The organism is Metabacillus litoralis (assembly GCF_020524045.1).
Taxonomy (GTDB): Bacteria; Bacillota; Bacilli; order Bacillales; family Bacillaceae; genus Metabacillus; species Metabacillus litoralis_C.
This window is the reverse complement of record NZ_JAIVKL010000017.1, coordinates 60,061-84,671: the sequence shown is the minus strand read 5'-3', so window position 1 is coordinate 84,671 and position 24,611 is coordinate 60,061. Positions and strand designations below refer to the sequence as shown.

Below are 24,611 nucleotides of genomic sequence, written 5' to 3'. Positions count from 1 at the left end.
CAAGAGGGAACTTTGATAACTTACGAAAAAGGTAATCAAAAAATTGACGTTATTGCGCAAACGAATTATTTATCTATAGCTATTAGTAAAGATTAGTATTTTGGTAATATATAAATCTAATAATTAACTACTTATTAGATTTATACCATATATGGTTTTTAGTTAACATAAAGCCAACTCTCGGAAGTTGTCAATAGAGCTAAACCCATGATATATAAGGGTTTGGCTCTTGTTCTTTTTTACTCGTTTATGCATGGTTTTATACACGGTGATTTATCAAGCTTTTCGGACTACTCACTTACTTTTTGATAGTGAGTATTTTGTATAAAGTTGTGCATAAAAGATTCTCTATTTTAAGGTTTTTGAAGGAATTCTTTTTAATTTAAGGTGCGCTACGCACTTCACATCGCTTGAGTGGTGATAGCAGAACTATTATTGATGTAGTGGTGTTTATCTAAATCAATGAGATACTCAGCCTCGCACTAAAACTGCATCAAATTAAAAAGAGTAGCACTATCCTACCGAACAGTAAGCGCTACTCTTTTAAAATTTAAATTTAGTTGAAGAAATTCTTACCTATTAGTATTATTGTTCTATTTATAATACAAAAATCATTGGAACACAATCTTTTGAGAATTCATCATAGGGCAACATAAGCATATCCTGAAAGTAGTCGAATTTATTACGTAAATAGAAGTTAACAGCTTTGTTAGTTGACCGTAAAACAATTGCTTGTATGCCAATGTGTTCCTCAGCATATTCATATATTTTACCTATGATTGAACCTATTAGAATATCACTATATTTGTAACGATTACCATCTGATGATGATTCATATTCCTCTCCAGACAATGCTTCATTAATAGCAAACAGTTTCAATTCAATTGAAGGTATTCCTAGAAACTCACCTGAGTCATCATCACTATAAACAATAGAGGTAGCAAATAGAGAGTAGTAGCCATATAAATAATCTTCTTCTTTATTAACGAATAGGAATGTTAAAGCTTTCCCTTCAAGTTTATCTTCTGTAGATTTAGATAATACATAGTTATCCATATTAGAGTTAAGGGAAGGATATCTTTGTAATAAACCTGCGAAAGTATCATTATATTGTACTACCTTTATTTCTAATTCATTGATATCCAAAAACCTTTCCAACACTCTCCAACCCTTTTACTTCATCTTATTTATTATTAATTTGAGCAGAAATATTTTTACATCTAGCTTTAAAATCTTCATTTTCTAATTTTTTAGTTTTTAAAAACTCTAAAAATTCCTTGCTTTTATCTTTTTGAATGACGTTAACTTGATTAGATGATTTTGATACTGTTAACAGATCATCATCCCCTTTGGAATTTGAAAATTCTTTATCATCGGATTGATCTTTAGTCATATTTTACCACCTCATTTTTAGAGAAGCAATTCTAATAATACATATATATGTTATTCTTTCTAATAAATTAAAGGTTTAATCAAATCTCAGCTGTTTTCTATAAGGTTGATATTATTTTCTCGTTTCTCGTATAGCTTCTAAGTCTGATTCATTGAAAGATTTTTTTGTAAGACTTATTCATTAATACCCAAATAGAATACGAAAAAACACTTCATTTCTTTATAAAATTTAATGTTCTAAACATAACTCATATCATTGTTTATGATTAATTGGGGTGTATTTATATGACCTATTTCCGCGAAATCAATGTGAAATAAGTCAACAGGCAATGGAATTCTCTCCTTTTAAGAGGAATTGAAACCTGACTTGAAACAGAAATGCGGACAGTTATTGTGTTTCCGTTCAAGATTCTATATGCCTGTATCAACTAGTATAATTTCTTGAAAACTAAAAATGCCTTATCCACAAAAGGATAAGGCTTTATAAGTTGAATCAGTTCCTTTCACGATCTGTTCATCATAATTCTTCTTGTCACCTAAGCGCAATATTCTATTTACAGATATATATGTAGGTCTACTATTGTCGGGAATATGTGGATGCTCTACTATTTTATCAATTTGAATTAAACAATTAATAGTTGTTGTGGTAATATCACAAATCTTGTGCGCTCACGCCTCAATTGTCCAGCATTCTGTTTCAATATTAACAGAGCCATTCCTCACTTTTTTAATCATTAATGGTTTATTCCCTAAATTCCCCTCTCCCTATAAGAAGGACTGTCCAGGTCATTAAAGAGACTACAGATGTCTTATGTTACATTCCCTTTTTGGCTATTATTTGATTAAATGTCCCCTGACATAAGTGGTAAATAATATAGGAAACAGGACTTCCTATAAAAAATATAGCTACTGGGAAGATATAAATTAGGTATCCTCCTATTATAATAATGATTAACAATAATATAGTTAGTACTGGATACATTAACGTAAAGAAAAAAGCATTTCTAATTAAAAACTTCCAACTTAATTCAAAATGAACCATTATTGGAAAAAGATATACTGTTAATGAAACAAATAAAATAGTCCCAACACATAAAATCATATAAAGAAACACCTGAATAAATGATTGCTCCGGATGAATGAGTGAGTAATCCATGTATAAAAAGAAGGCAACTAAAACCCACAGAATGGAGATACCAAAACTTTGTTTAAAATTTTCAATAAATAATTTTATATATTCTTTTATAACTCCGTCAGTTTCTTTTTGTAATTGTCTCTTCCTTACTACCCCAAACAAAGCTGCGGTAGCAGGAAATAAAGTGAATAAGGGGATTGATGCAATAACCCATAATAAATTTAACAAGAAATAATCTACAATGGAGTTCAATATATTCATGAGTTTATTATTCATTGTGTAATCCCCCTATTACAATATTATCTGCTATATTCCCATGTAGATTTTAACATATAAAACTCTAATGAATTAAGGTTAACTTCTCCTCCTATAGAATAAAGGGTTAATTTATTACTACTGGAATCAGGGAATATTAAATCTGTCATCACTAGTTCTCCGTCATTACCAAATACCTCTACTGATGAACAATCAACAAATAGATGAAATTTTATCTTGTTACCTTTTGGCTCTAACTCTGCTTCATGTTTTCCTGCAAATGACTTATGAAAATTGACGTCCCCAGACATTTTACGATCTATAAACATTTTCTTTGTTTCCACGTTATATCCAATGGTTGTTTCTTCATTTTCCGATTGGCAAACCTTTATGCCAAATTCATCTATATTCCCTACTTCGAATTCTGCTATAATTTCAAATGTATTACTCTTTAACTCTTTTAATAAGTTCTCATTTTCCTTAATTACTTTTTTCTTCAATATGATAGATTCTTGTCGAATACTTTCCAATTCTTTCACAGGACTTTGTCGTAACCTAAGACCTACATTTGTTGAAGCTAGAGATAAACTTCTAGGAATAGTCATTGAACTTCGCCATTCTTTTGTAGGGGTTACGTTTGCATATCTCCAATTACTCATCCAACCAAGGTAAATTCGTCTATGATCATCAACTGGAAGATCAGACCAACTAACTCCTGCATAATTATCTCGTCCTCGATCAACCCAAAGAGTTTTATCTGGTGAATTAAGGTTTGTAAATGTTTTTCCATCAAAATCACCTATAAAGTATTGTGTTCGAGATCCCTCTTCAAAGGATGGGTCATCACCAATACTTAAAAACAGTACCCATTTTTTCTTTCTATGGTCTCCATCTATTGATAGCTCAAATAAGTCAGGACACTCCCAAACACCTTGATGTGATCCGTGCTCTTCTCCAAATTCACTAGCAAACTCCCAATCAATTAAATTAGATGAAGTATAAAATCTAACAGATTGACCAGCAGCTATAACCATTATCCAACGGTTTGTTTCTTTATGCCAGAACACTTTCGGATCTCTAAAATCCGTTATTTCCTCATCTGATAATACTGGATTCCCTTCATACTTCTTCCAAGAACGCCCTTGGTCATGACTGTAAGCAATACTTTGCCTTTGTCTTGGTCGCTCTGAATTTGGATACGTATCAGCATGAGTAAAAATAGCGACTAGACCAGATTGACCATTAAAAAATCCAGAGGTATCATTCCGATCAACAACTGCACTTCCGGAAAAAATCATCCCATTTTCATCAGGCTCTAACCCAATGGGCAGATGCTCCCAATGAACAAGATCCTTACTAACAGCATGCCCCCAATGCATCGGTCCCCACGTCGTCCCATTTGGATGGTACTGATAGAACAAGTGATATTCACCTTCATAAAATACCATACCATTTGGATCATTCATCCAATTTACTTCTGGTGTAAAATGGTATTGTGGTCTATATTTTTCTGTATAATATTGATAGCTTATTTCCGGTTGATTCATGTTAGCTAGCTTCCTTCCTTTTCCTGTTTTTCTTTGACGTTTCAATAATAAAGGCCAGAGTGAGAGTATCCGGCCATTTTAGTTAGATATTATAGGTCTTTGTTAAAACGATCTAACCCTGTTTGATAGATTTCCATTAACTCATTTAATCCCATTGATTCCAATTGTGCGACATAGTCATCCCACTCTTCTTCTATACCGCCTTCAATTAACCACTGGGCTTCTTTGAGCTTAACAAATTCTTTTATCTCAGGTTCGATTGTATTGATTTTTTCAAGCTCTTCTGGACTAAAGAATATTTGTGGATAGTTTTCTTCAACCATATGTGGTTTGTAATATTCTTCAAGAATTTCTAAACGTTCTTTTGCTCTAGGTTCCATATCAACAACTGTTCCAAAATGTTCTTTCAATACAACAAATGGACCACCTGGAGCGACTTTTTGTCTTAATTCCCCCATTGCTACACCTTCAGGTAACTCTTTATTGACCAACATTCCATTTTCATCTTCTTCATAAATCTCACCAATTGGTCCCCAGTTTATTTGAGCAGACATTTTTGGTTCATATAATTGATCAGCCCAACGCAGTGTAATCTCTGGATTTTTATTTGCTGAAGTAATGACAAGTGCATCTCTTCCATATTCAGAATGATTAGAGCGCCCAACTCTTATTTTTCCATCCACCCCTTTTAAAGGTGGTAACACCACATAATCATCTACTCGTTCTGTACCGACTACTTCTGTATCTTCCCACCATATAAAGGAGCCTAAAGTCGGATCTTCTGTTTTCCCTTTTGCAAATAATTGAGTAGTATCTTGAGTAACTACCTCTTGGTCGATTAAACCTTCTTTTACCCATTCATGATAGTAAGCAAGTGCATCCTTATATTCTGGTTGAGTTGCTGCGTAGATAACTTTTCCGTCTCTTACTACTCGGTGATCCGCTTCAAACGGACTATCAGGCAGACCAAATAAACCAATTAAGTCTCCTTCATTTCCACACCAGCCGTTAAACCAAAAGGTTAAACCAATTTCATCTTGCTTACCATTTCCGTTTGGATCTTTCTCCTTAAAAGCTTTGAGTACTTCATAGTATTCTTCTAAAGTTGTTGGCATGTTAAGACCAAGCTTATCTAGCCATGTTTTATTTATATACATAATATTCGGCATACCTACTAAGTCCATTTCTTCAGCTCTAGGTAAAGAGTAAATATGACCATCCGGAGCCGAAATCATTTGTTTAAGCTCTGGTCTTTGTTCAAATAACTTAGTTAAGTTTGGCATATACTTTTCAATTAAGTCTTCTAACGGTATGATAGTACCGTTTTGACCATGCTGTACAAGATCTACATCTGTAAAACCTGATGCATAAAAGGCATCTGGTAAATCTCCACTAGCTAGTAACAAGTTCTTCTTTTCTTGATAACCCTCTGATGGGATGTTATTCCACTCAATACTCACATTTGTTGCTTCTTGTAGTCGATCAAAAATAACCATCTCTGAATAGTCTGGAGCCAGCGGTTGTTTTGGTGAAACAAAATTTAAAGTGACCTCTTTCTCCACAATTGGTAAACCAGTTTCATTGAAGGAAATCACTTCTGCGTTCTCAGATTCCTTTCCTGCTTCACTACTTGTACAACCTGTTAAGGCTAATGAGGTACTCAACCCAAATGCCAAAGCCATTACCAATTTCTTTTTGTTTTTTCTCTCCATTTTTCTTTTGATTGACCTAATCATACTTATTCCCCCTATAAGATTTGATTTATTTTGTTACTAAAGTGAGTATAAAGTGGAAAATCCCTCACCCCCTTAAAAAAATTAGTTAGATTATCCTTTGATACCGCCAATCATTACTCCTTTTACAAAATACTTTTGAACAAAAGGATACAAGACAAGTAAAGGAATTGAAGCAACAATGATGACACCATACTTTATTAATTCCGATACTCTCTGTTTAGCTGCTAAAGAATCAATATCACTAATCATTTGAGTGGAAGCCTCATTTTGAATTAAAATATTCCTTAAAATTAATTGAAGTGGATATAAGTCCTCATTGTTTAAATAAATTAATGCGTCAAAATATGAATTCCAATGTCCTACTGCATAAAATAAAACCATGACTGCTACAATAGGTTTCGATAATGGAAGAACAATTTTCCAGAAGAACTTCGCATCTGAACATCCATCTATTTTTGCTGCTTCTAATAACTCATTTGGAATAGTCGATTGAAAAAAGGTTCTTGCCACAATGACATTCCATACTGCTACTGCTTTAGGTAAAATTAAAGCCCACACTGTATTAAGTAATCCTAAGTTCTTCACAACTAAATATGTTGGGATTAATCCACCTGAAAAAAACATCGTAAAGAGAAATAGAAACATAATGACATTTCTTCCATACAAATCTCTTCTTGACAACGCATAGGCTGCCATTAATGTAAATGAAACATTGACAATTGTTCCTACTAACGTGTAGATAACTGAATTTTTATAACCTAGCCAAATCTTGCTATCACTAAAGATCCGCTGATACCCTTCAAACGTAATTTCTTTTGGCAATAACCATACTTTCCCCTCATAAATCATTGTAGGGTTACTTATGGATGCAATAACGATAAAATATAATGGATAAACAACTAAGATGACTGTAATTGCTACTAGGAAAATATTGACGATATCAAATACTTTATCTTCTTTTGTTCTTCTAGTCGTTTTTTTGATTGCTAGTATACTCATAATCTATCTACCTCCTAGTTACCATAAGCCTTGACCGGAAAGTTTTTTCGCAAATTTGTTAACTGCCACTAACAAGATTAAGTTAATTACAGAATTAAACAAACCAACTGCTGCTGCGAAACTATATTGAGCTTGCTGTAAACCTAGCTTATATACGTATGTTGGAATAATCTCTGAAGATGGCTGATTTAAAGGTGTTTGTAATAAATAAGCTTTTTCAAAACCAATGTTCATAATATTTCCTACGTTTAAAATGAGAAGGATAACTGCTGTAGGCATAATAGCAGGAATATCCACGTGCAAAATTCTATGCCACTTACTTGCACCATCCATGATTGCTGCCTCATGAAGTTCTGGACTAACACCTGCGAGTGCTGCTAAATAAATAATGGCTGCCCAACCAGTTTCTTGCCAAACACCTGAACCAATATAAAGTGGTTGAAACCATTCTGGCTTAGCCATAAATTGAATTGTATCTCCCCCAAATAACATGATTAAATGATTAATCAGTCCATTATTTGAGAAAAACACATAAATCATACCTGCTAAAACAACAACTGAAATAAAGTGAGGTGCGTATACGACAGTTTGAACAAACCGCTTATATTTTTCATTTCTAATCTGATTCATCATTAGTGCAAAAATGATTGGTAGTGGAAAACCAATGATTAATTGAAAAACACTAAGCCCAAGAGTATTTTTTATTAAAGTCCAAAATTGAAAGGAGTCAAAAAATCGCTCAAAGTGTTTGAAGCCCACCCATGGACTACCCATAATTCCTTTTGTAGCAACAAAATCCTTAAAAGCAATTAACACACCATACATAGGGAAATAATGAAAAACAATAAAGTAAACAAGTGCTGGTAGCAGAAATAAATATAATTGGTAATTGTTGAGCATTTGCTTATATTTTGATTTCTTATTCAATATTACCGTTTGATCCATTTGCGTAACTGATCTAAAAGCAGCTTTCATATCTTTTCCTCACTTTCTTTCAAAAACATTCATTATTAATCTAGTGAAATTTGTTTGTTTCTAAAATGAAGTAATCGTTTACGTAAGACTGATAATAAGATTATTAAAAAGTACTAAACACTTTATGTAATCCCTTACAAAAATGATTATACGATATAGGTACTAATGTGTCAACCGGATGACATGTTTATTTTCAGAAAATTATTTTATAAGTGGGAAACGCTTTCCCCACTTATTTTTATGTTGTTTCGCTTTCGATTAACTTTACAGGTAGTATAGCTTCTAATTGAATATCTTCATGTTTTCCATCGATTTGAAAATTCAGGATTTCTACTGCTTTTCTCGCAATTTCTTCAACTGGTTGTTCTACTGTCGTTAATTCAGGCAATAATTGACGAGTTGTTTCAGTGCCATCATATCCCACAACCTTTAAATGATCTGGGATGCTAATACCTCTTTTTTTAGCTTCTCTTATGACCTTCGCAGCAATCATATCATCACTTGCAAAAATACCTTCCACATTTGGATGTTCATTAAATAAATCCTTAATTATACCGCTTACAATTTCATCATTTGATTTTAATGGAAATTCATAAGTGATTGGCTTTAATTGGCTTGCTACCATGACATCCTCATAGGCTTTTCTTCTAAGATTTGCAGGTGTTTCGAGAAAATTTGGGCCGTTTATATGAATAATTTTTTTGCAGCCTTTTTCTATCAATAATTGGGTAGCTTGCCTTCCTCCGTCATAATTATCACTCGATACAACAGGTATAGTATCAGAAAGATAACGATCTATTCCAACAACAGGGAGTTTAGGAATATCATATTCTTCAATTCCCCTATTATGAGCTCCTGCAATTATTCCATCAACTTGATTACGTTGAAGCATCTGCAGGTATTGTTTTTCCTTTTGTTCATTATTTTGACTATTACAGAGTAAAACTTTGTAACCTAGTTGAGCATAAATATTTTCCAAATGAAAAATAAGCTGTCCATAAAACGGGTTACTTGTACTAGGAAAAATAAGACCAATTAGATACGTTCTTTTTATAAATAGTGATCTAGCAATTTCATTAGGATAGTAATTAAGCTGTTTCATTGAGTCGTGAACTTTTTTTCTTGTTTTCTCACTTATATAACCTCTATTATTCAACACTCTTGAAACAGTTGTTGGTGAAACACCAGCAAGTTTTGCAACGTCTTCAATTTTGGGCTTCACTTATCAAGCTCCTCCTACAGATTTTTTCTATGAAATTAATACACATTATTGGTATCTTTATATTTTCGTTCTTATCTTATCACATTCTTATTATATTAGGGGGTATATAAACCTTTAGAGTTTCATGTTTTCCTATGAAACATATAGAAAAAACAAATTAAAAATTTAATGTAACCTTTAGCTTTTTAAGACAACAAAGAATCATATAAACCTAAAGAGGGTGGGACATAATTATTTAAACTCATGACAAACCCGACTTATAAGGCGATATTTCAATTAATCATTTGCCTTATAAGTCGGGTTTTTATTTGCTGTCTATAATAGATTTTTTAAAAACTATTTTAAAGAACTTAGTGGAATGGAGCGGAAGACACTCGACTCCTGCGGGTGCAGGGGAAAGGCTGAGACCCCACAGGCGCTTGCGCCGAGGAGGCTCAGCTTCCTCCCCGCGGAAAGCGAGTGTCTGCAGCGCAATGGAACGAACTAGTTTCTTTCAGCTTAACTGAAATGATGTCCCAGCCTCTTTCTAGGTTTCACCATTTAATAAACGGTAAACACATATTATCTTTTCACTAAGAATTCCTCAACTTCTTTTAACGTAGGAAGCGAGGATATGGCACCCAATTTCATAGAAGTAATAGCACCACATGTATTGGAAAAAGCAAGAATTTCTTCAATTTTTTTAGGGTTATTCGGTATACTAAACACATCTTCTCCAGAATTAATCATTCTATTTAACTGGTAAAGCAAACCTCCTACAAATGCATCCCCAGCCCCAGTAGTATCTGCCGCCTTAATGACCATGCTTTTAACATGACCTTCACCATTCTCTGTATAGTAGGTCGCTCCGTATTTTCCTTTTGTTACAATAAACAATATCATTTTATCTGTAAAAAGCTTACCTACTGCTTCCTTTTCATCCTCTATATTTGTAAGAAACTCAAGCTCTTCTTCACTTACTTTTACAATGTGGGCAAATTGTAAATATTCTAACATTACTTCTCTAGCTGTTTCTTCGTTTTCCCATAAAGGAAGTCTTAAATTAGGGTCATAGCTTAATAGACAGCTTTTTCTGCTGGCTTCCAAAATTGCCTGTTTTGTAGCAGAACGAGAAGGCTCACTAATTAACGAAATAGATCCATAATGTAATATATCTCCCTTATTGAACCAAGTTGAATGAATCTCAGTATTGTCAAGAAGCATATCAGCCGAAGGATTTCTATAGAAAGAAAAATCACGGTCTCCATCCTCCTTTAATGATACGAAGGCTAGAGCTGTTTTCGCCTCTTTTGTCTTTACCATGTATTCAGTACTTACTCCATTTGACTTTAATACATCTATTAATAATTCTCCAAAAGCATCATCACCAACTTTTCCGATGAAATGAGATTGACCACCGAGAATTGAAACAGCTGCAGCTACATTAGCAGGTGCCCCACCCGGAACGCGTTCAAATTCTTGTACGTCTTTTAAGGCACAGCCCTTCTGATTTGGTATAAAATCAACTAATGCCTCTCCTATTGTCAATACTTTACTATTTTTCATGTCTTTATCTCCCTTCAATTCTATTTAAACGTTTACGTAATCGTTTAAATAGAATTCTAAATAATAAGCTGATTACATTAGTTAACTAATCAGCCGGTTTTAATATATTAATGATATTACACAGATTGACGGATAATCATATCTGTTACTAAAGTAACCTCGCTGTACACTTTTTCAGGATTGTTAATTCGTTCGATCAACGTTTCTCCTGCAGTTACCCCTAAATCAAAAGCTGGTTGTTTAATGACTGTTAATGGAGGCGTTGTTATCTTCGCCCAATCATAATCATCATAACCAATAACAGCTAATTGATCAGGAATTTTCATTTGTTTTTCTTGTAGAAATGCCATTGCCCCCATTGTCATAACGTTATTTGATACAATTAAGGCCGTTATCTTTTCTTCTTCCATTATTTCTTTTGTTAATTGATAGCCTGAGTCAAAGCTTGGCTTTCCTTCTCTTATATGTTTATCATTTAAAGGGATATTATTTTTTTCTAAAGCTTTTTTATATCCCTGTAGCCTTTCATCAACCGATGATAAACCAAGTGTGCCTGTTAAATATCCAATGTACCGATGACCTTTTTTAACAAGCAATTGTACTGCATCATAAGTTCCTCTAAAGTTATCAACTAGTACAAAATCCCCATTAAATCCTCTAGGCTTACGATCAATAAAAACAACCGGGTATGTGCCACTTAGAGTCTTTTCTAGATAGGAAGAATCTAATCCAGTTGGTGCAATAATTAATCCATCAATTAGTTGAGAATTAAATGACTTAATTTGTTCCTGCTCGTTTTCTATATCTTCATTTGAATTACTTAAAATGAGGTTATAACCATGTTCTTTTAATTTACTCTCAATTCCCTGTGCAATTGACATAAAGAAAAAATTAGATGTATCAGATCCCGTTACTGGAATAAGCAACCCAATTGTTTTAGATTTTGCACTTCTCAAGCTTCGCGCAATCGAGTTTGGTCGATAATCTAACTCTTTCATTGTTTGCATCACTTTTAACTTTGTTTCTTCAGCAACAAAACGTGTTTGATTGATAACATGTGATACAGTTGCAGTTGAAACACCGGCCTTCTCTGCCACATCTTTAATACTTGCAGTGGACTTTTCGCCACTTTTAACGGTTTTCATATCTCTACCTCATACAGTCTTTTTTATTTGATTTATTAGCCCCCTTCGTAACAATTCGTACTCCAGGATATGAATAAAATTGGGTTCTAAATTTAATTTGATGGCTTGATAGTAAGCATCAATTATTATCTTGTTATCTTTTCTTACTAACACCCTACACCCTCCTTGATGAAGGGCCACCAAAAATAATAGTTATGCAAACGATTACCTTAATCGTTTATTTCACTTTATTAAAATTCGATAGCCCTGTCAATATAGTGATCAAATAGCTTTAATGATACTAATGAAGAAATGGTGTGGATAGAATAACAAATTTATTTACGAAGTTGATTGTAAGAGTCGCTTCCCCCTCAAAGATAAGTTTATACAAGTGAACCCTGTCCTTCAGTGGAAAGCAACCTCCAATTATACTAATTTCGTAAAAAGAAACAATACTATAAACTATTTAAAATAGTACTTGATTCTGCTTATAAAGATGCCTATATACCATGTATTGTTCTTCGTAAATAGGACTGTTTTCATTTTGAGGCTCAATACTTTTGTTATCCATTTTAACCATTTCATTCACAGCTTCTTCAAGTGAATTTGCTTTTTTTGTACCAACAGCTGCCATAATAGCCGCTCCTAAGCATGCTGGTTCTTTCGTGATATTTCTATAAATATTCCTTTGAAAAACATCTGCTAAAATTTGCAACCACAACTCACTTCGTAAGATACCACCCGAAGCAATAATTTTTGACATAGGAACCTGTAAAGTATGAAAAATTTCTAGTGAATCACGCAACGAGAAAGCAACACCTTCCATAACTGCTCTAGCTAAGTGATATCGATTATGTTTTAATTGTAGTCCGAAGAATATAGCTTTTGCTTTAGGATCCATATTAGGTGTACGATCGCCATTTAGATAGGGTAAGTAGAGGACCTTTTCACTGCCTGGAGGGATTTTACTTACTTCATCATTTAATCTAGTAAAATCAGGTTCATTTATTACATTTTCCATTAACCATTTTAATGATAGACCTGCACTTAAATTAGCCCCTAATAGGTACCAATTCCTCACATGACAGAAAGTATTTGTCCTAAAATTTTCGTCATATTTTGGTTTGCTTATTGGTGAGAATAACTGCCCACCTGTACCAATTGTACAGGATACAGTTCCAGGTGAAATAATGCCATTTCCTACCGCCTGCATTGGTTGATCTCCACCACCAAAAACAACGGGAGTCTTTATTTTTAGTCCCGTCTCTTTTGCTGCACGACTTGTGACATATCCTGCAATTTCATATGGTTCCCGACAAACTGGAAAGATACTCATATCTAAGTCTAATGCACGTATAATCCCTTTAGCCCAACTCCTCTCAGAAGGATTAAAGATAAGTGTTCCACACCCGTCCGTTGTATCTGTACCAATCTCATTTGTTAATCGATAACGTATAAAATCTTTTGGCAGCATGACTTTGTCTATTCTTTCGTAATGAATTGGCTCGTGTTGTTTAACCCATATTAATGAAGGTAAAAGAAACCCTGGAGAAATAGCGTTTAAGGTTTCTAATCCAATATCTTGTGGTAATGTTTCGTAAAGGAAATTGATTTGATCTTGGCTTCTTTGATCACACCAAATAATTGCTGGTCGAATGACTTCTCCACTTTTATCAACCATAACTAAACCATGCATTTGACCTGATAAACCAATGCCAGTTACTTCTATACTAGTTCGTGCATGAGCTAAACATCCTTGAATCGTCTTTTTTGTGGCAATCCACCATACATCAGGATCTTGTTCTGCCCAATTTGCATTAGGCGTGCTAATTTGATATGGTTCGCTAAATGATGAAAGAACCTTTCCTTTTTGATCAATTAAACAAGTTTTTACACTTGAAGTCCCTAAATCTATTCCGAGAAAATAAGACATAGTTATCCTCCAAACAAACAGCTTTTTAGCTAGAATAATATAGTAAGGCTGCCAGATTGACAGCCTTACTATGATCAACTATTTTTTCACTTTAGCTTTCACATGATTAAACAAACTGGTTGAGTCCCAAACATTTAATCCAAAGTATCCTTCTTTGTAGGTAGAATCATTTTGCTCTATAACTTTCTCTCCATTTAAATGTACTCTTATGTTCTCTCCATTAACATTTACTTTTAAATCATACGTCGTGTTTGTCTGTAATTTTAAATTCCCATCTTTGTTATAGGTAGCTAGTTCCTGACCAACTCCATTAACAAATTTAATTAACTTCACTATGTTATTTTTCACATCTACATTTACAGCATATGAATTTTTTGCTGTTTCATCAGAGCGAAAAACAAGCGCTCCTGCCCCTATGGGATTTCCGATGGTATCTTTTTCTGGATCATTAGGATGGGAATCTGAATCTAAAACCTTAATTTTCGCTTGATAGGTAAAATTCTTTGCTTTTTCATTTGAGACAATAAAGGCATCTCCGTTACTTTGTCCTTGTTTCCCATTCATTGTATCTACCCAGCTTCCACTAACAGTTGTCCATTGTTGAATATTTGTTTTAAATCCACTTTTCTTTTTCCAGCTACTTTTCAGTGGATAAATTTCTAAGGACTTCAATAAAACATTTCCGTCCATACTATAGACCTTAAGATTTTGACTTGATGGATCCTGGAAAATTTGATCTGTTATAACGACTTCCCCGTTGTTCCCAAAAACCTCTACCGATGATCGATCTACTAAAATATGCATTTTAATTGTCTTATCATCCAATCGTAATGGGGCGTTATGATAATCTAGAACTTCATTACCATAATGAAAATCATCCGAATGTGTTCGATCTAGGAACATTTCTTGGTTTTTTACATCATAACCAATTTTTGTTGTTTCTCCTTCTGAACCCTTTTTCACTTCAAAGCCAAATTCTGATGAAGTTGAGTTTGAAATATCAAATTCTGCAATTATCTCATACGTATCTCCGGAGAAGGTTGATAAATAGTCATTATCCACAGTAATTGTTTTATTTTCAAAAGCTACCTTTTCTCGATTGTTTCTGATCGAATTTAAAGATACTGGAGTTTGTTTTAAACGTACTCCATCTTTTGTTTGTGTAAGCTCCATTTTACGTGGTAATGTCATTGAACTTCTCCAAGTCGATGTTGGAGTGTTGTTCGCATACTGCCAATTACTCATCCAACCTAGCCAGTACTTTTCACCGTGTTCTCCTTCGATCCCGCTCCAGTCTACAGCTGCATAGAAGTCTGCACCATAATCAGTCCACAAAATTTGATCGAAGCTATTTTCATTAGTAAACGTCTTACCATCAAAGTTACCAACAAAATATTGGATACCAGAACCACCGGCTGGTGCCCCATCATTTATGCTGACTTGAAGAACCCATTTTGTCTTATTTGGATCTCCATCAATTGGTAATTCCACCAGAGTAGGACACTCCCATATTCCACCATTACTACCATGAGTAGATGGTATCCAATCACCAGAAATAGCAGTCCAGTCAGTAAGAGTTCCATTTAGTATTCCAGAATCATGCTTTTGTGGATCTTTTGCGACTTGGTCTACATCTTCTGGAATTGCACCTTTATTGTATACTTGGAAATCATCAACATTGATATGTCCCCAACCTCCAGTTGCACGATCAACTACTTTCATATAGACAATTTCATCAATAAAATCTGACGCATCCCAGACGTATCTGTTATATTTTTCATCTCTAAATTTTGTATTTGCCTGACGAATTAGCTCTTGATCATCTGAAGCCCTCACTAGGGAGACATAACGGTTGCTTAGGTCATTTCCACCGCCTAATAAAAAGTTTATTTCTCCTGATCCACTTAATTTAAAGTATGAAGAATGTAGTTCACCAGTAGCATTATCACCTTCATGAAGATCTGAAAAGCCCCATAAGTGATAGTTTCCTTGATGTTCAAAGTCTCCGCCCCAGAAGGAAGTGGTATCGGTTACATGATCATCTGTAAAGGCATTACCCTTAATAATTTTCCAGCCTTCTAAATTCCCAGTTTCAAAATCATGATTCTTAATATCTTTTTCAGCTGTTACAATATTTTTACTGTATTGCACGTTTTGGAAATTCGTGGCCGAATTCCAAATGTTTAATCCTAGAAGACCTTCTTTATACGAACCATCATTGAAATCATGTATAAGCTGACCATCTAGATAAACTTTAATATTTTCATTGAGAGTGCTGACTTTTAGATGGTAGGTTTGATTTGGCTGAAGGTCTTTTTCTTTTTCGGCTATTACGGAAATCTGTCCATTCTCCATTTTCATTACCTTCACCGTATCATTCAGAGCATCTATATTAGCAAAGTACCCATTTTTTGCTTCTGCATCAGCACGAAAGACAAGTGCTCCTGCCCCTTTACTTGCGGTTTCTTCTAATACAGTAATATCTGCTTCGTAATGAAAATTAGAGCCTTCCTGACTGCTCATTATAAATCCATCTTGTTCGTCTGACCCTACTTTTCCATTTAATGTATCATTCCAACTCCCACTCACAACCTCCCAATTATAGAGGTTAGAACGAAAGTTCGTCGTCTTTTTAAACTCAACATTTCTAAAACTAGCCGTTGATTTCTCTGCTATTAACCCAAATTGACCATAGTCATACGATGCATCCTGTTTTTCTAAAACTAATTCCTGATTCATGTATACTTTTATTGTATTTTCTATTGCTTCAACCTTAACATGGTAAGGAATTGAAGTAGTTAGCTGAAAAGGTTTACTTGCAATCTCTTGGTTTTCTCCACTTACATTCTTGCTTAACATAATTTCATCATTTCTTGCATCTAACTCTACTAAATATCCATTCTCTGCTTCCTGATTAGCACGAAAGACGAGACCACCTGAACCCTCACGACCATTTTTCTCATTTAGTGTGATATCAGCTTCATAAATAAAGTCCCCAGCTGATTGCTGTGATAGTGCATAAGATAATCGATCAAGACTATTCGCTTGAATTCCACCATCTAGACCAAATTCACTCGCAAACTCCCACGTCTTTAATTAGGGGATGTGTAAAACATAACCTTATCTTTTGCAGTCAAAGACATGATCCATCGATTTGAATCATCATGCCAAAATACTTTAGGATCACGCCAATCAGGTATAGAAGGATTCGGCATGACTGGGTTGCCTTCATATTGTTCCCATGTTCTTCCTTTATCAAGACTATAGGCAATACTTTGAACTTGTCCTTTTTCCCCAGCATGTGTAAAAATAGCAACCATCGCTTCTTTCCCAAATCCTGCTGTGTTGTTCCAGTCAATGACTGCACTTCCTGAAAAGATCTGGCCATTCTCATCAGGCTTAAGGGCTATAGGCAAATGCTCCCAATGAACCAGATCCTCACTGACAGCATGCCCCCAATGCATAGGTCCCCATGTCGTTCCATATGGATGATATTGATAAAACAAATGATATTCACCTTTGTAATAAACCATTCCGTTAGGGTCGTTCATCCAATTTGCCTCAGGTGAAAAATGAAATTGATTACGATAAGATTCATCATAATAACCTGGGTCTACTGCAAAAACACTTTTTAACGGAGAAAATAACATCGTTAAGCAAATAACTAGAAGTCCAATCTTCCTTTTTTGAGACAATTACTTCACACCCTTATAAAAATTTTCATCAAGCTTCTTGGTGTGCTTTTCATTGATGAAAATTACGCAGCACTATCTCCACGTAAGCGATCTAATAATACGGCTGCAACAATTACTCCACCTTTTACAACTAATTGCCAGTAATAATTAACATCCATTAAAGTTAAACCATTACTAATAACTCCCATAATTAAAACCCCAATAATCGTTCCTTGAATCTTTCCTCTACCACCTACTAAGCTTGTTCCTCCAAGAATTACAGCAGCAATGGCATCAAGCTCATACATTTGTCCAGCTGTTGGCTGACCAGAATATAATCTTCCAGCTAAAACAACTCCACCTAATCCAGCTAGTAAACCGCTTATTGAATATACATTTATTAAAGATCTTTCTACTTTAATACCTGTTAAACGTGCAGCCTCTTCATTCCCGCCAATCGCATAAATATGACGACCAAACATTGTATATTTCAATACGAAAAACATCACAACATAAACTAAAAGCATTATATAAATTGGAGTTGGGATTCCTAAAATCGTTCCGCCTCCAATAAACTTAAAGGTTTCATTTGCTAACACGATCGGATAACCACCACTTATAACATAAGCAAGACCTCGTACATATGTGAAGCTACCGAGTGTTACAATGAAAGCAGGTAGTTTCGTCTTAGCTATAAAAAAACCGTTAATTAATCCTACTGTGCACCCTACTGCAGCCCCAGATAACATGGCAATAAAAGGATTTACTCCTAATGATGAGACCATGACCGAAATAACACCTGATAAGGCTACTGTTGACCCTACCGATAGATCAATTCCACCTGTTAAAATTACAATTGTCATCCCTGCAGCTAATATTGCAATAATTGAAACTTGTTTTAATACATTCAAAAGATTTGCAGTATCTAAAAAGTTCGGAGCCGTGAACGAAAGCACAACACATAATAGTAATAAAATCATAATCATTCCTAAACGATTCCATAATCCATGAAGAATATTTCCGACGTTTAGACCTTGAGTTTTGGTAGCAGTTTGTACATTTGCCTTCATAATTGTTACTCCCCTCTTGTAGCTAAGTACATGATCTTCTCTTGTGTAGCTTCTTCTCTCGACAGTTCACCAGTTAATCTTCCTTCACTCATCACAAGGATTCTATCACTTATACCTAATACTTCTGGCAACTCTGAAGAAATCATCAGTACTGCTAAACCTTCATCAGCTAACTTTGATACAATTTTATGAATCTCTGTTTTTGCCCCAATATCAACACCTCTAGTTGGTTCATCGAGTAGTAATACCTTAGGTGAAATGGAAAGCCATCTAGCAATTACAGCTTTTTGTTGATTTCCTCCACTAAGATTTGAGACAGGCTGGTCAGGAGAAGCAATTTTTATACTTAATTCCTTAATATAACGATCGGCAGTAGCATTTACTTCTTTCCAATTAACTACCCCTGATTTAGAGTGACTTTTAAGTTCTGACATTAAGATGTTCTCTTTTACAGACATGGACAAAAACAATCCTTGTTCTTTTCTACTTTCAGGTACGTGCGCGATTCCATTAGCTATAGCATCAATAGGTGAACTGATTTTTACAGATTTTCCTTCAACATAGATTTCTCCACTCGATAATTCAGAAGCACCAAATATGGCTCTTACCAATTCTGTTCTACCTGCACCTACGAGTCCTGCTAAGCCGACAATTTCACCTGGATACACCTTAAATGATACATTTTTCACTAACTTTTTATCGCATACATCTCTCAATTCTAAAACTGGGGAAACATCCTTTTGAAACGACTGATTAGATGAGTTCGTACGATTAAATAAATCTTTTAAGTCGCGTCCTACCATTAACTTCACAAGGTGATCTGGATTTGTTTCTTCAATAGGACCGCTCGCAATCCACTCGCCATCACGTAGTACAGTGAATCGATTTGAAATCTTAAAAATTTCTTCCATTCTGTGAGATATATATACGATGGCTACACCTTGCTTTTTTAGATCATGGATAATTTCGAATAACTTCGTAATCTCTTTATCTGTTAACGAGGCAGTAGGTTCATCCATGATAAGAACCTCTGCCTTAAAGGAAAGAGCACGGGCAATTTCAACCATTTGTTGCTGAGCAACACTAAGAGTTGATACAAGCTGCCGTGGGTTAAGATTAGAGCCCATTGAATCTAACACCTTTTGAGCGAGCTCATGAACCTTATCCCATTGAATCATTCCTAACCCATTTCTAGGAAACTTAGTACCCATTAAAATATTTTCACTGATTGTAAGATTAGGAGAAAGATTCAACTCCTGGTGGATAACACTTATTCCTTTAATTCTTGCATCAATAGGGTCCTTCCACAGAACTGGTTGACCTTTATAATAAATTTCCCCCCCATTATTATCAGGAAGGTGAATTCCTGCAAGAATTTTCATTAAGGTTGACTTTCCTGCACCATTCTCCCCCATTAGTGCATGAACTTCACCTGGATACAACTCAATTTTCACATTATTTATTACGGTGATACTTGAGAAGGTTTTACTTATACCCTGCATATTTAAGACAGGTTGCTTTAAGTTACTGTGCTGTTTTACTGCTTCTTTTACAACCATACCTTTTATCATCCCTTCTTTATTTGAAGAAGGCTGATGAAGGAAATACCATCCTTATCAGCCTAATCATTTTAGAGATTACCACCCTTTGTAAGAATCTAAAGTCTCTTGAGTGACTAATTCAACTGGAACTTTGATTAACTCTTCTACTTCTTCTCCGTCTTTAACTTTCAATCCAATTTCTACAGCTTTTTTCACCATATCACTAGGTGATTGTGCTGAAGTTGCATGAATGGAACTTCCTTCTTTAGACATTGCCTCTGTTGCTTCAGGGGCACCATCTACTCCTACAATAAAGAACTCGTCCTTACGTCCCGCTTGTTCTTGGGCAATTTCTACACCAATTGCTTCTGGGTCATTGATTGCAAATACTGCATCGATTGAACCAGATGGGTTTGCTTGTAAAATGCTTTCCATCACAGTTAATGCTTTTTCACGGCTTCCTTCACCATTTTGTTTCGCTACGACCTTAATATCTGATTTTTTAATCGCATCTTCAAATCCTTGAATACGGTCTGCTACAGCAGAAACAGGAGGTCCATCAATAATGGCAATATTTCCTTTTCCACCCAATTGTTCGATTACATACTCTCCAGCTAATTGACCAGCTTGGTAGTTATCTGAAGTAACCGTTGCATCTACTCCACCTTCAGCATTAACATCGACTGCAATAACAGGAATTCCTGCGTCTTTTGCCTGCTGAACTGCTGCAGCAATTCCTTCAGTATCAACAGCATTAAGTAAAATAACATCTACCTTTTTCGTAATAAAGATTTCGATCTGCGATGTTTGTTTTGCTAAGTCATATTCTGCACTTTCAACAAGTACTTCTGCTCCTAACTCTTTTCCAGCTTCTTCTGCACCTTTACCCATTGCAACGAAGAAAGGGTTTGCTAATGTTCCAACGGATAAAGCAATCGTAAGCTTTTCATCTTTTGAATCACCGCTATCACTTGAGCCACTGTTTGAACTACCTTCACTTGTCGATTCACTCGCTCCACTACATGCCGTCATTAAAGCAAGTACTAACATTAATACCAACAACATCATTTTCTTTAGATTCATTTTCATAATGATCCCCCTTGTTTAATTTGAATTTTTTACGTAAACGATTACGTCATAATGATCTTCTAGGTAAACGATTACGTATGAGGTGTATCGATCTGTCAACGTTGCTAATTAAACGCTTTCATCACCTCCCTTAATGATAGGCATACCTATGAAAACAAGAATCTTCTCCTAATCTCTTTTGGTAACGCTATCATTTCTTAAATATAAAATTTTCTCACAAACTATCTGCTCATAGCTGAACCATTATGTGATCATTAGTGACTGTTTATGACTAGCTTTGATTGATTTTGATTATATTACCTTAGTTAACTTTTGTCAACAAACCCATTATTTGTCATTTAATATACCAATAACTTTAAAATTTATATAATAATTAAGAAAATTTCACTAAAAAAAAACACTCGTTTCTTTCATTATATATATAAATTTATCTCTTTATATGAACTCCATCATTTCGCTTTTCACATGCTCTTACAACCATAAAAATCAAGAGTTTTCACTCATCAGCATTTACCTTTAAACTAAAAAATTACTTTATCACTGATAAATTTCTAAATGAATATGAACTTTTAACGTATCAGGATTTCTTATTTATATTATTTTGTCAAATTGCTATACAAGTAAAATAATCATAAAAAGTAAAAAGATTTTATTTAGAAAATTTAAAATTTTTTCAAACAACAGTCATAAACAATCACCAATATGTATCAACACTTCAATACCAGTCATTTCACAAAAACACAGCTATTTGTAAACATAGTCGTGACATCTATATTTCCTATAATTTTGTTAATCCTCTTCAAGAAAGATGAATAGGCAACTCCCCCCTGTTGGGGTTAGTTGCTTAATTTTAAAATGAGTTGTGCTACGCATTCGACGTGACTTGACAGTAGGTCACAGACACTTTTTCGAAAACAGATGTAGTGGTGTTTACCTATTTTACATTAAATAAATGAAAGTAATATTGTACTTGCATTACAGTTATTATATTTTATCATTTACCAACCGATTTTGTGGCATATAACCATTTTTTAATTATTGAAATAAACCTTTGAGAAAGCAGTGGTTCAAGCCAACGATATGGAGAAGACAGGAAGGTTGGTGTAGAGGCAATAAACCAAGTGGTTGGAGCCGCAAAATACTACAATGTAACTAAAAAATAGTGATAACCACTTGTTATTATACTGATGTTGCGTGTTACATAAAGATAGTGATAAACCCAAAGGTTGAATTATTAAGCTAATCGCTAAGGAGTTAAATTTAAAACCAAGTGGAATTATTGATAAGGATATTCAAAGGTCTTCAAATAGAGGTTATGGATATCACCTAATGCAGAACCTCTATTCAATTTGCAACAAAGTCAATGTATTTAGCAGATGCTAAAGGCTTGTGACGTTGACGTTAATGGGGGAATTAGCAAAAATGGTCCTTTTCCGTTTACTTTTTATATACCCTCCAAATTGCAAGGAGGGTCATATTTGAGTTTCTTCATAAAATTAGAAACTATCAATTTTATCTACATTCCATATTTGTTCAGCAATTTCTTCGTACAAATACTGTCTTTCATTTAAATCATCCTTACCAAAAGTATTATATGGTTTGAATGGTAAGTTGTTATTATTTATGTATCTAGAAAATCCAGGATTACTATTGTAGCAATTCTTATGGAGTGACTTCGCTAATAAGTTTTGACCAAAGTATTGCTGGACTTTTATTGAATATTCCTTGTCCCCGTAACTTTGATTAATACTCCTTGGAAGTAAAAGTAACCCCCCAACATAATTTCGATGCTCTTGAAAATCTGCTTCACTATTAAATTCATTGGAGTAACGTGAATACTTATTTGCCCAAATATGTTCAACTTGGAAAGGGTTTTTTGAATCTTTAGTAACATAGGTTTCGAACTTAGTATCTATCCCGCTTTCTAATTCAATATGATTAGTAAGGCGGGCGAGTAGATAATGCACATATCTTTTATTTTGCTGATGAAGATAAAAATAGCTTAAACTACTTATATTGTTTATTTCATTTGCCTTTTCCTTTAGTATAGTCTTTAGCTCATCCAAATCCTTATCACGAATATCTTTTGTTAAGTTATACATTGTGTATGCTAGTGCAGAATAGCTCAAAGTAGAAAAGCCAATAAAACGATTAACAATTAAAAAATCAATGAAATAGGCAACAAGATTAATTTTACGTTTCACAATATCCTGATTGTCAGTTACTTTTAAAGGTGAGAGAAGTAAGTGATATTGATGTGTAAAGTTATTATGGTTATTGTAATACACATACTCTAAACCATTAGTATATGTCACTGCTGCGTTTAAAATATACAGATATTGTTTGGAATAAAAATCAAATTGTTTAGTAATAAATTCTTCGTATTCCTGACTTGAATTCAATGATAACTTGTCCTTTTTATCCCTTACCCACTTATGATAAGCTGTCGCAACCTTCTCAAAGTCTTTGTTTTCTTTATTTTTACCTCTTTCTCTAATGCTTTGTGCGTACTTTGCCCGGAACCAATGTTTAAAGAAATCTACTTCTTCATCTTTGCCTTTTTCAATTAGTTCTAATATTCGTTTTTTCCATAAAGCATTTGCTCTCTCTTTTGCGCGTTCATCCTTAATGTTAGCCAATAAATAGCCTTTTAGCATATCTGTTGGGTTAAGACTTAATCCTCTATCATTCATGGTTTCAAAGATAGTATAGGCATCCTCATCATTATCAGCTTCAATATGAACTAACATGACCTTATGAAGTAACCAATCAATGAAAAACGGAAGTACGTCCCCTTGTAATTCATCTGGGAAGTAAAGCTTTATATCTTCAAAACGAGCTCCAATTGTACGAACTGACTCTGAAGGATTATCCTCAAAATCAAAATGTTGTTCATTGAACAAAGCTTCCATACAAGAAACGCGTTCTTCAACATTGATGTTAAAGGATTTTACTCCAAATTTTTCTGAGAAGATTAACTCACTGACATTTACCTTTCTAGTAGTAGAGTGCTTCTGTAAGTTGTGTAGAAAAATAAGAATCAATGAAATAGATGTTAGCCTCTGCTGCCCATCGATTATATATTTTTCTCCTTCCTTTTTACTCATTACAATCGAACCTAAAAAGTAATTATCATAATTTTCTACTTCCCTTGGCTCATGTTGTGGGTCAAAATTATTAAGGAACTTATTAGATAAATCTTCAAGTAATTCACGGATATTTTTCGTTTCCCATCTGTATTCCCTTTGATAATAATCAATTCCATATTTAGCATTTCCAAACGTTTCTTGTATATTTCTCGACCGTGCTCCAATTTCACTCAAAATTGTCAATCCTCCTACTACAAATTTACAGTTACGCAATAAAGCTGTGAA

General features: G+C 34.3%; 17 protein-coding genes and 1 pseudogene. All 18 read right to left on the bottom strand.

From position 1 onward, the window contains the following. Positions 1-597: 597 nt before the first annotated feature. Positions 598-1,158, bottom strand: coding sequence for a hypothetical protein (locus LC076_RS19610; protein ID WP_226670781.1), 561 nt, complete (start codon positions 1,156-1,158; stop codon positions 598-600). Positions 1,159-1,183: 25 nt separating this feature from the next. Continuing rightward, positions 1,184-1,393 (bottom strand): hypothetical protein, encoded by a 210-nt coding sequence (locus LC076_RS19605; RefSeq protein ID WP_226670780.1) that lies wholly within the window; start codon positions 1,391-1,393, stop codon positions 1,184-1,186. 813 nt (positions 1,394-2,206) lie between these two features. Further along, positions 2,207-2,803, bottom strand: a complete 597-nt coding sequence (locus LC076_RS19600) for a YesL family protein (protein ID WP_226670779.1) — start codon at positions 2,801-2,803, stop codon at positions 2,207-2,209. Positions 2,804-2,826: 23 nt separating this feature from the next. After that, positions 2,827-4,329: a glycoside hydrolase family 32 protein gene (locus tag LC076_RS19595; RefSeq protein WP_226670778.1), complete on the bottom strand. Its 1,503-nt coding sequence runs from the start codon at positions 4,327-4,329 to the stop codon at positions 2,827-2,829. Positions 4,330-4,418: 89 nt separating this feature from the next. Then, on the bottom strand, positions 4,419-6,041 hold the full coding sequence (locus LC076_RS19590; RefSeq protein WP_413466013.1) for an ABC transporter substrate-binding protein: 1,623 nt from the start codon (positions 6,039-6,041) through the stop codon (positions 4,419-4,421). A gap of 114 nt (positions 6,042-6,155) precedes the next feature. Then, entirely contained in the window at positions 6,156-7,064 is a 909-nt protein-coding gene (locus tag LC076_RS19585) for a carbohydrate ABC transporter permease (RefSeq protein WP_226670777.1), read from the bottom strand. Between the two features lie 18 nt (positions 7,065-7,082). Continuing rightward, complete coding sequence (locus tag LC076_RS19580) at positions 7,083-8,009, bottom strand: ABC transporter permease (protein ID WP_413466012.1); 927 nt, start codon at positions 8,007-8,009, stop codon at positions 7,083-7,085. Between the two features lie 268 nt (positions 8,010-8,277). Next, on the bottom strand, positions 8,278-9,261 hold the full coding sequence (locus LC076_RS19575; RefSeq protein ID WP_226670775.1) for a LacI family DNA-binding transcriptional regulator: 984 nt from the start codon (positions 9,259-9,261) through the stop codon (positions 8,278-8,280). Between the two features lie 561 nt (positions 9,262-9,822). Continuing rightward, positions 9,823-10,806 (bottom strand): PfkB family carbohydrate kinase, encoded by a 984-nt coding sequence (locus LC076_RS19570; protein WP_226670774.1) that lies wholly within the window; start codon positions 10,804-10,806, stop codon positions 9,823-9,825. Between the two features lie 116 nt (positions 10,807-10,922). Then, positions 10,923-11,951, bottom strand: coding sequence for a LacI family DNA-binding transcriptional regulator (locus LC076_RS19565; RefSeq protein ID WP_226670773.1), 1,029 nt, complete (start codon positions 11,949-11,951; stop codon positions 10,923-10,925). A gap of 9 nt (positions 11,952-11,960) precedes the next feature. Continuing rightward, entirely contained in the window at positions 11,961-12,104 is a 144-nt protein-coding gene (sda, locus tag LC076_RS24540) for a sporulation histidine kinase inhibitor Sda (protein WP_226670772.1), read from the bottom strand. A gap of 292 nt (positions 12,105-12,396) precedes the next feature. Next, complete coding sequence (gene xylB / locus LC076_RS19555) at positions 12,397-13,863, bottom strand: xylulokinase (protein ID WP_226670771.1); 1,467 nt, start codon at positions 13,861-13,863, stop codon at positions 12,397-12,399. Positions 13,864-13,941: 78 nt separating this feature from the next. After that, positions 13,942-16,914, bottom strand: a complete 2,973-nt coding sequence (locus LC076_RS19550) for a GH32 C-terminal domain-containing protein (protein WP_319005564.1) — start codon at positions 16,912-16,914, stop codon at positions 13,942-13,944. Further along, positions 16,915-17,513 (bottom strand): annotated as a pseudogene (locus LC076_RS24425) (glycoside hydrolase family 32 protein); the annotation flags it as partial. Between the two features lie 107 nt (positions 17,514-17,620). After that, on the bottom strand, positions 17,621-18,607 hold the full coding sequence (locus LC076_RS19545) for an ABC transporter permease (protein ID WP_226670770.1): 987 nt from the start codon (positions 18,605-18,607) through the stop codon (positions 17,621-17,623). Between the two features lie 5 nt (positions 18,608-18,612). Then, positions 18,613-20,166 (bottom strand): sugar ABC transporter ATP-binding protein, encoded by a 1,554-nt coding sequence (locus LC076_RS19540; protein WP_226670769.1) that lies wholly within the window; start codon positions 20,164-20,166, stop codon positions 18,613-18,615. 78 nt (positions 20,167-20,244) lie between these two features. Next, positions 20,245-21,237: an ABC transporter substrate-binding protein gene (locus tag LC076_RS19535; protein WP_226670768.1), complete on the bottom strand. Its 993-nt coding sequence runs from the start codon at positions 21,235-21,237 to the stop codon at positions 20,245-20,247. A gap of 1,496 nt (positions 21,238-22,733) precedes the next feature. Then, on the bottom strand, positions 22,734-24,560 hold the full coding sequence (locus LC076_RS19530) for a DUF262 domain-containing protein (protein ID WP_226670767.1): 1,827 nt from the start codon (positions 24,558-24,560) through the stop codon (positions 22,734-22,736). Positions 24,561-24,611: the final 51 nt, after the last annotated feature.

Bases quoted from the DNA above. Each gene is read 5' to 3' on its own strand.
- LC076_RS19590 (WP_413466013.1), bottom strand. From the start codon at position 6,041: ATGGAGAGAAAAAACAAAAAGAAATTGGTAATGGCTTTGGCATTTGGG.
- LC076_RS19580 (WP_413466012.1), bottom strand. From the start codon at position 8,009: ATGGATCAAACGGTAATATTGAATAAGAAATCAAAATATAAGCAAATG.
- LC076_RS19605 (WP_226670780.1), bottom strand. From the start codon at position 1,393: ATGACTAAAGATCAATCCGATGATAAAGAATTTTCAAATTCCAAAGGG.
- LC076_RS19595 (WP_226670778.1), bottom strand. From the start codon at position 4,329: ATGAATCAACCGGAAATAAGCTATCAATATTATACAGAAAAATATAGA.
- LC076_RS19600 (WP_226670779.1), bottom strand. From the start codon at position 2,803: ATGAATAATAAACTCATGAATATATTGAACTCCATTGTAGATTATTTC.
- LC076_RS19570 (WP_226670774.1), bottom strand. From the start codon at position 10,806: ATGAAAAATAGTAAAGTATTGACAATAGGAGAGGCATTAGTTGATTTT.
- xylB (WP_226670771.1), bottom strand. From the start codon at position 13,863: ATGTCTTATTTTCTCGGAATAGATTTAGGGACTTCAAGTGTAAAAACT.
- LC076_RS19540 (WP_226670769.1), bottom strand. From the start codon at position 20,166: ATGGTTGTAAAAGAAGCAGTAAAACAGCACAGTAACTTAAAGCAACCT.
- LC076_RS19535 (WP_226670768.1), bottom strand. From the start codon at position 21,237: ATGAAAATGAATCTAAAGAAAATGATGTTGTTGGTATTAATGTTAGTA.
- LC076_RS19585 (WP_226670777.1), bottom strand. From the start codon at position 7,064: ATGAGTATACTAGCAATCAAAAAAACGACTAGAAGAACAAAAGAAGAT.
- LC076_RS19545 (WP_226670770.1), bottom strand. From the start codon at position 18,607: ATGAAGGCAAATGTACAAACTGCTACCAAAACTCAAGGTCTAAACGTC.
- LC076_RS19565 (WP_226670773.1), bottom strand. From the start codon at position 11,951: ATGAAAACCGTTAAAAGTGGCGAAAAGTCCACTGCAAGTATTAAAGAT.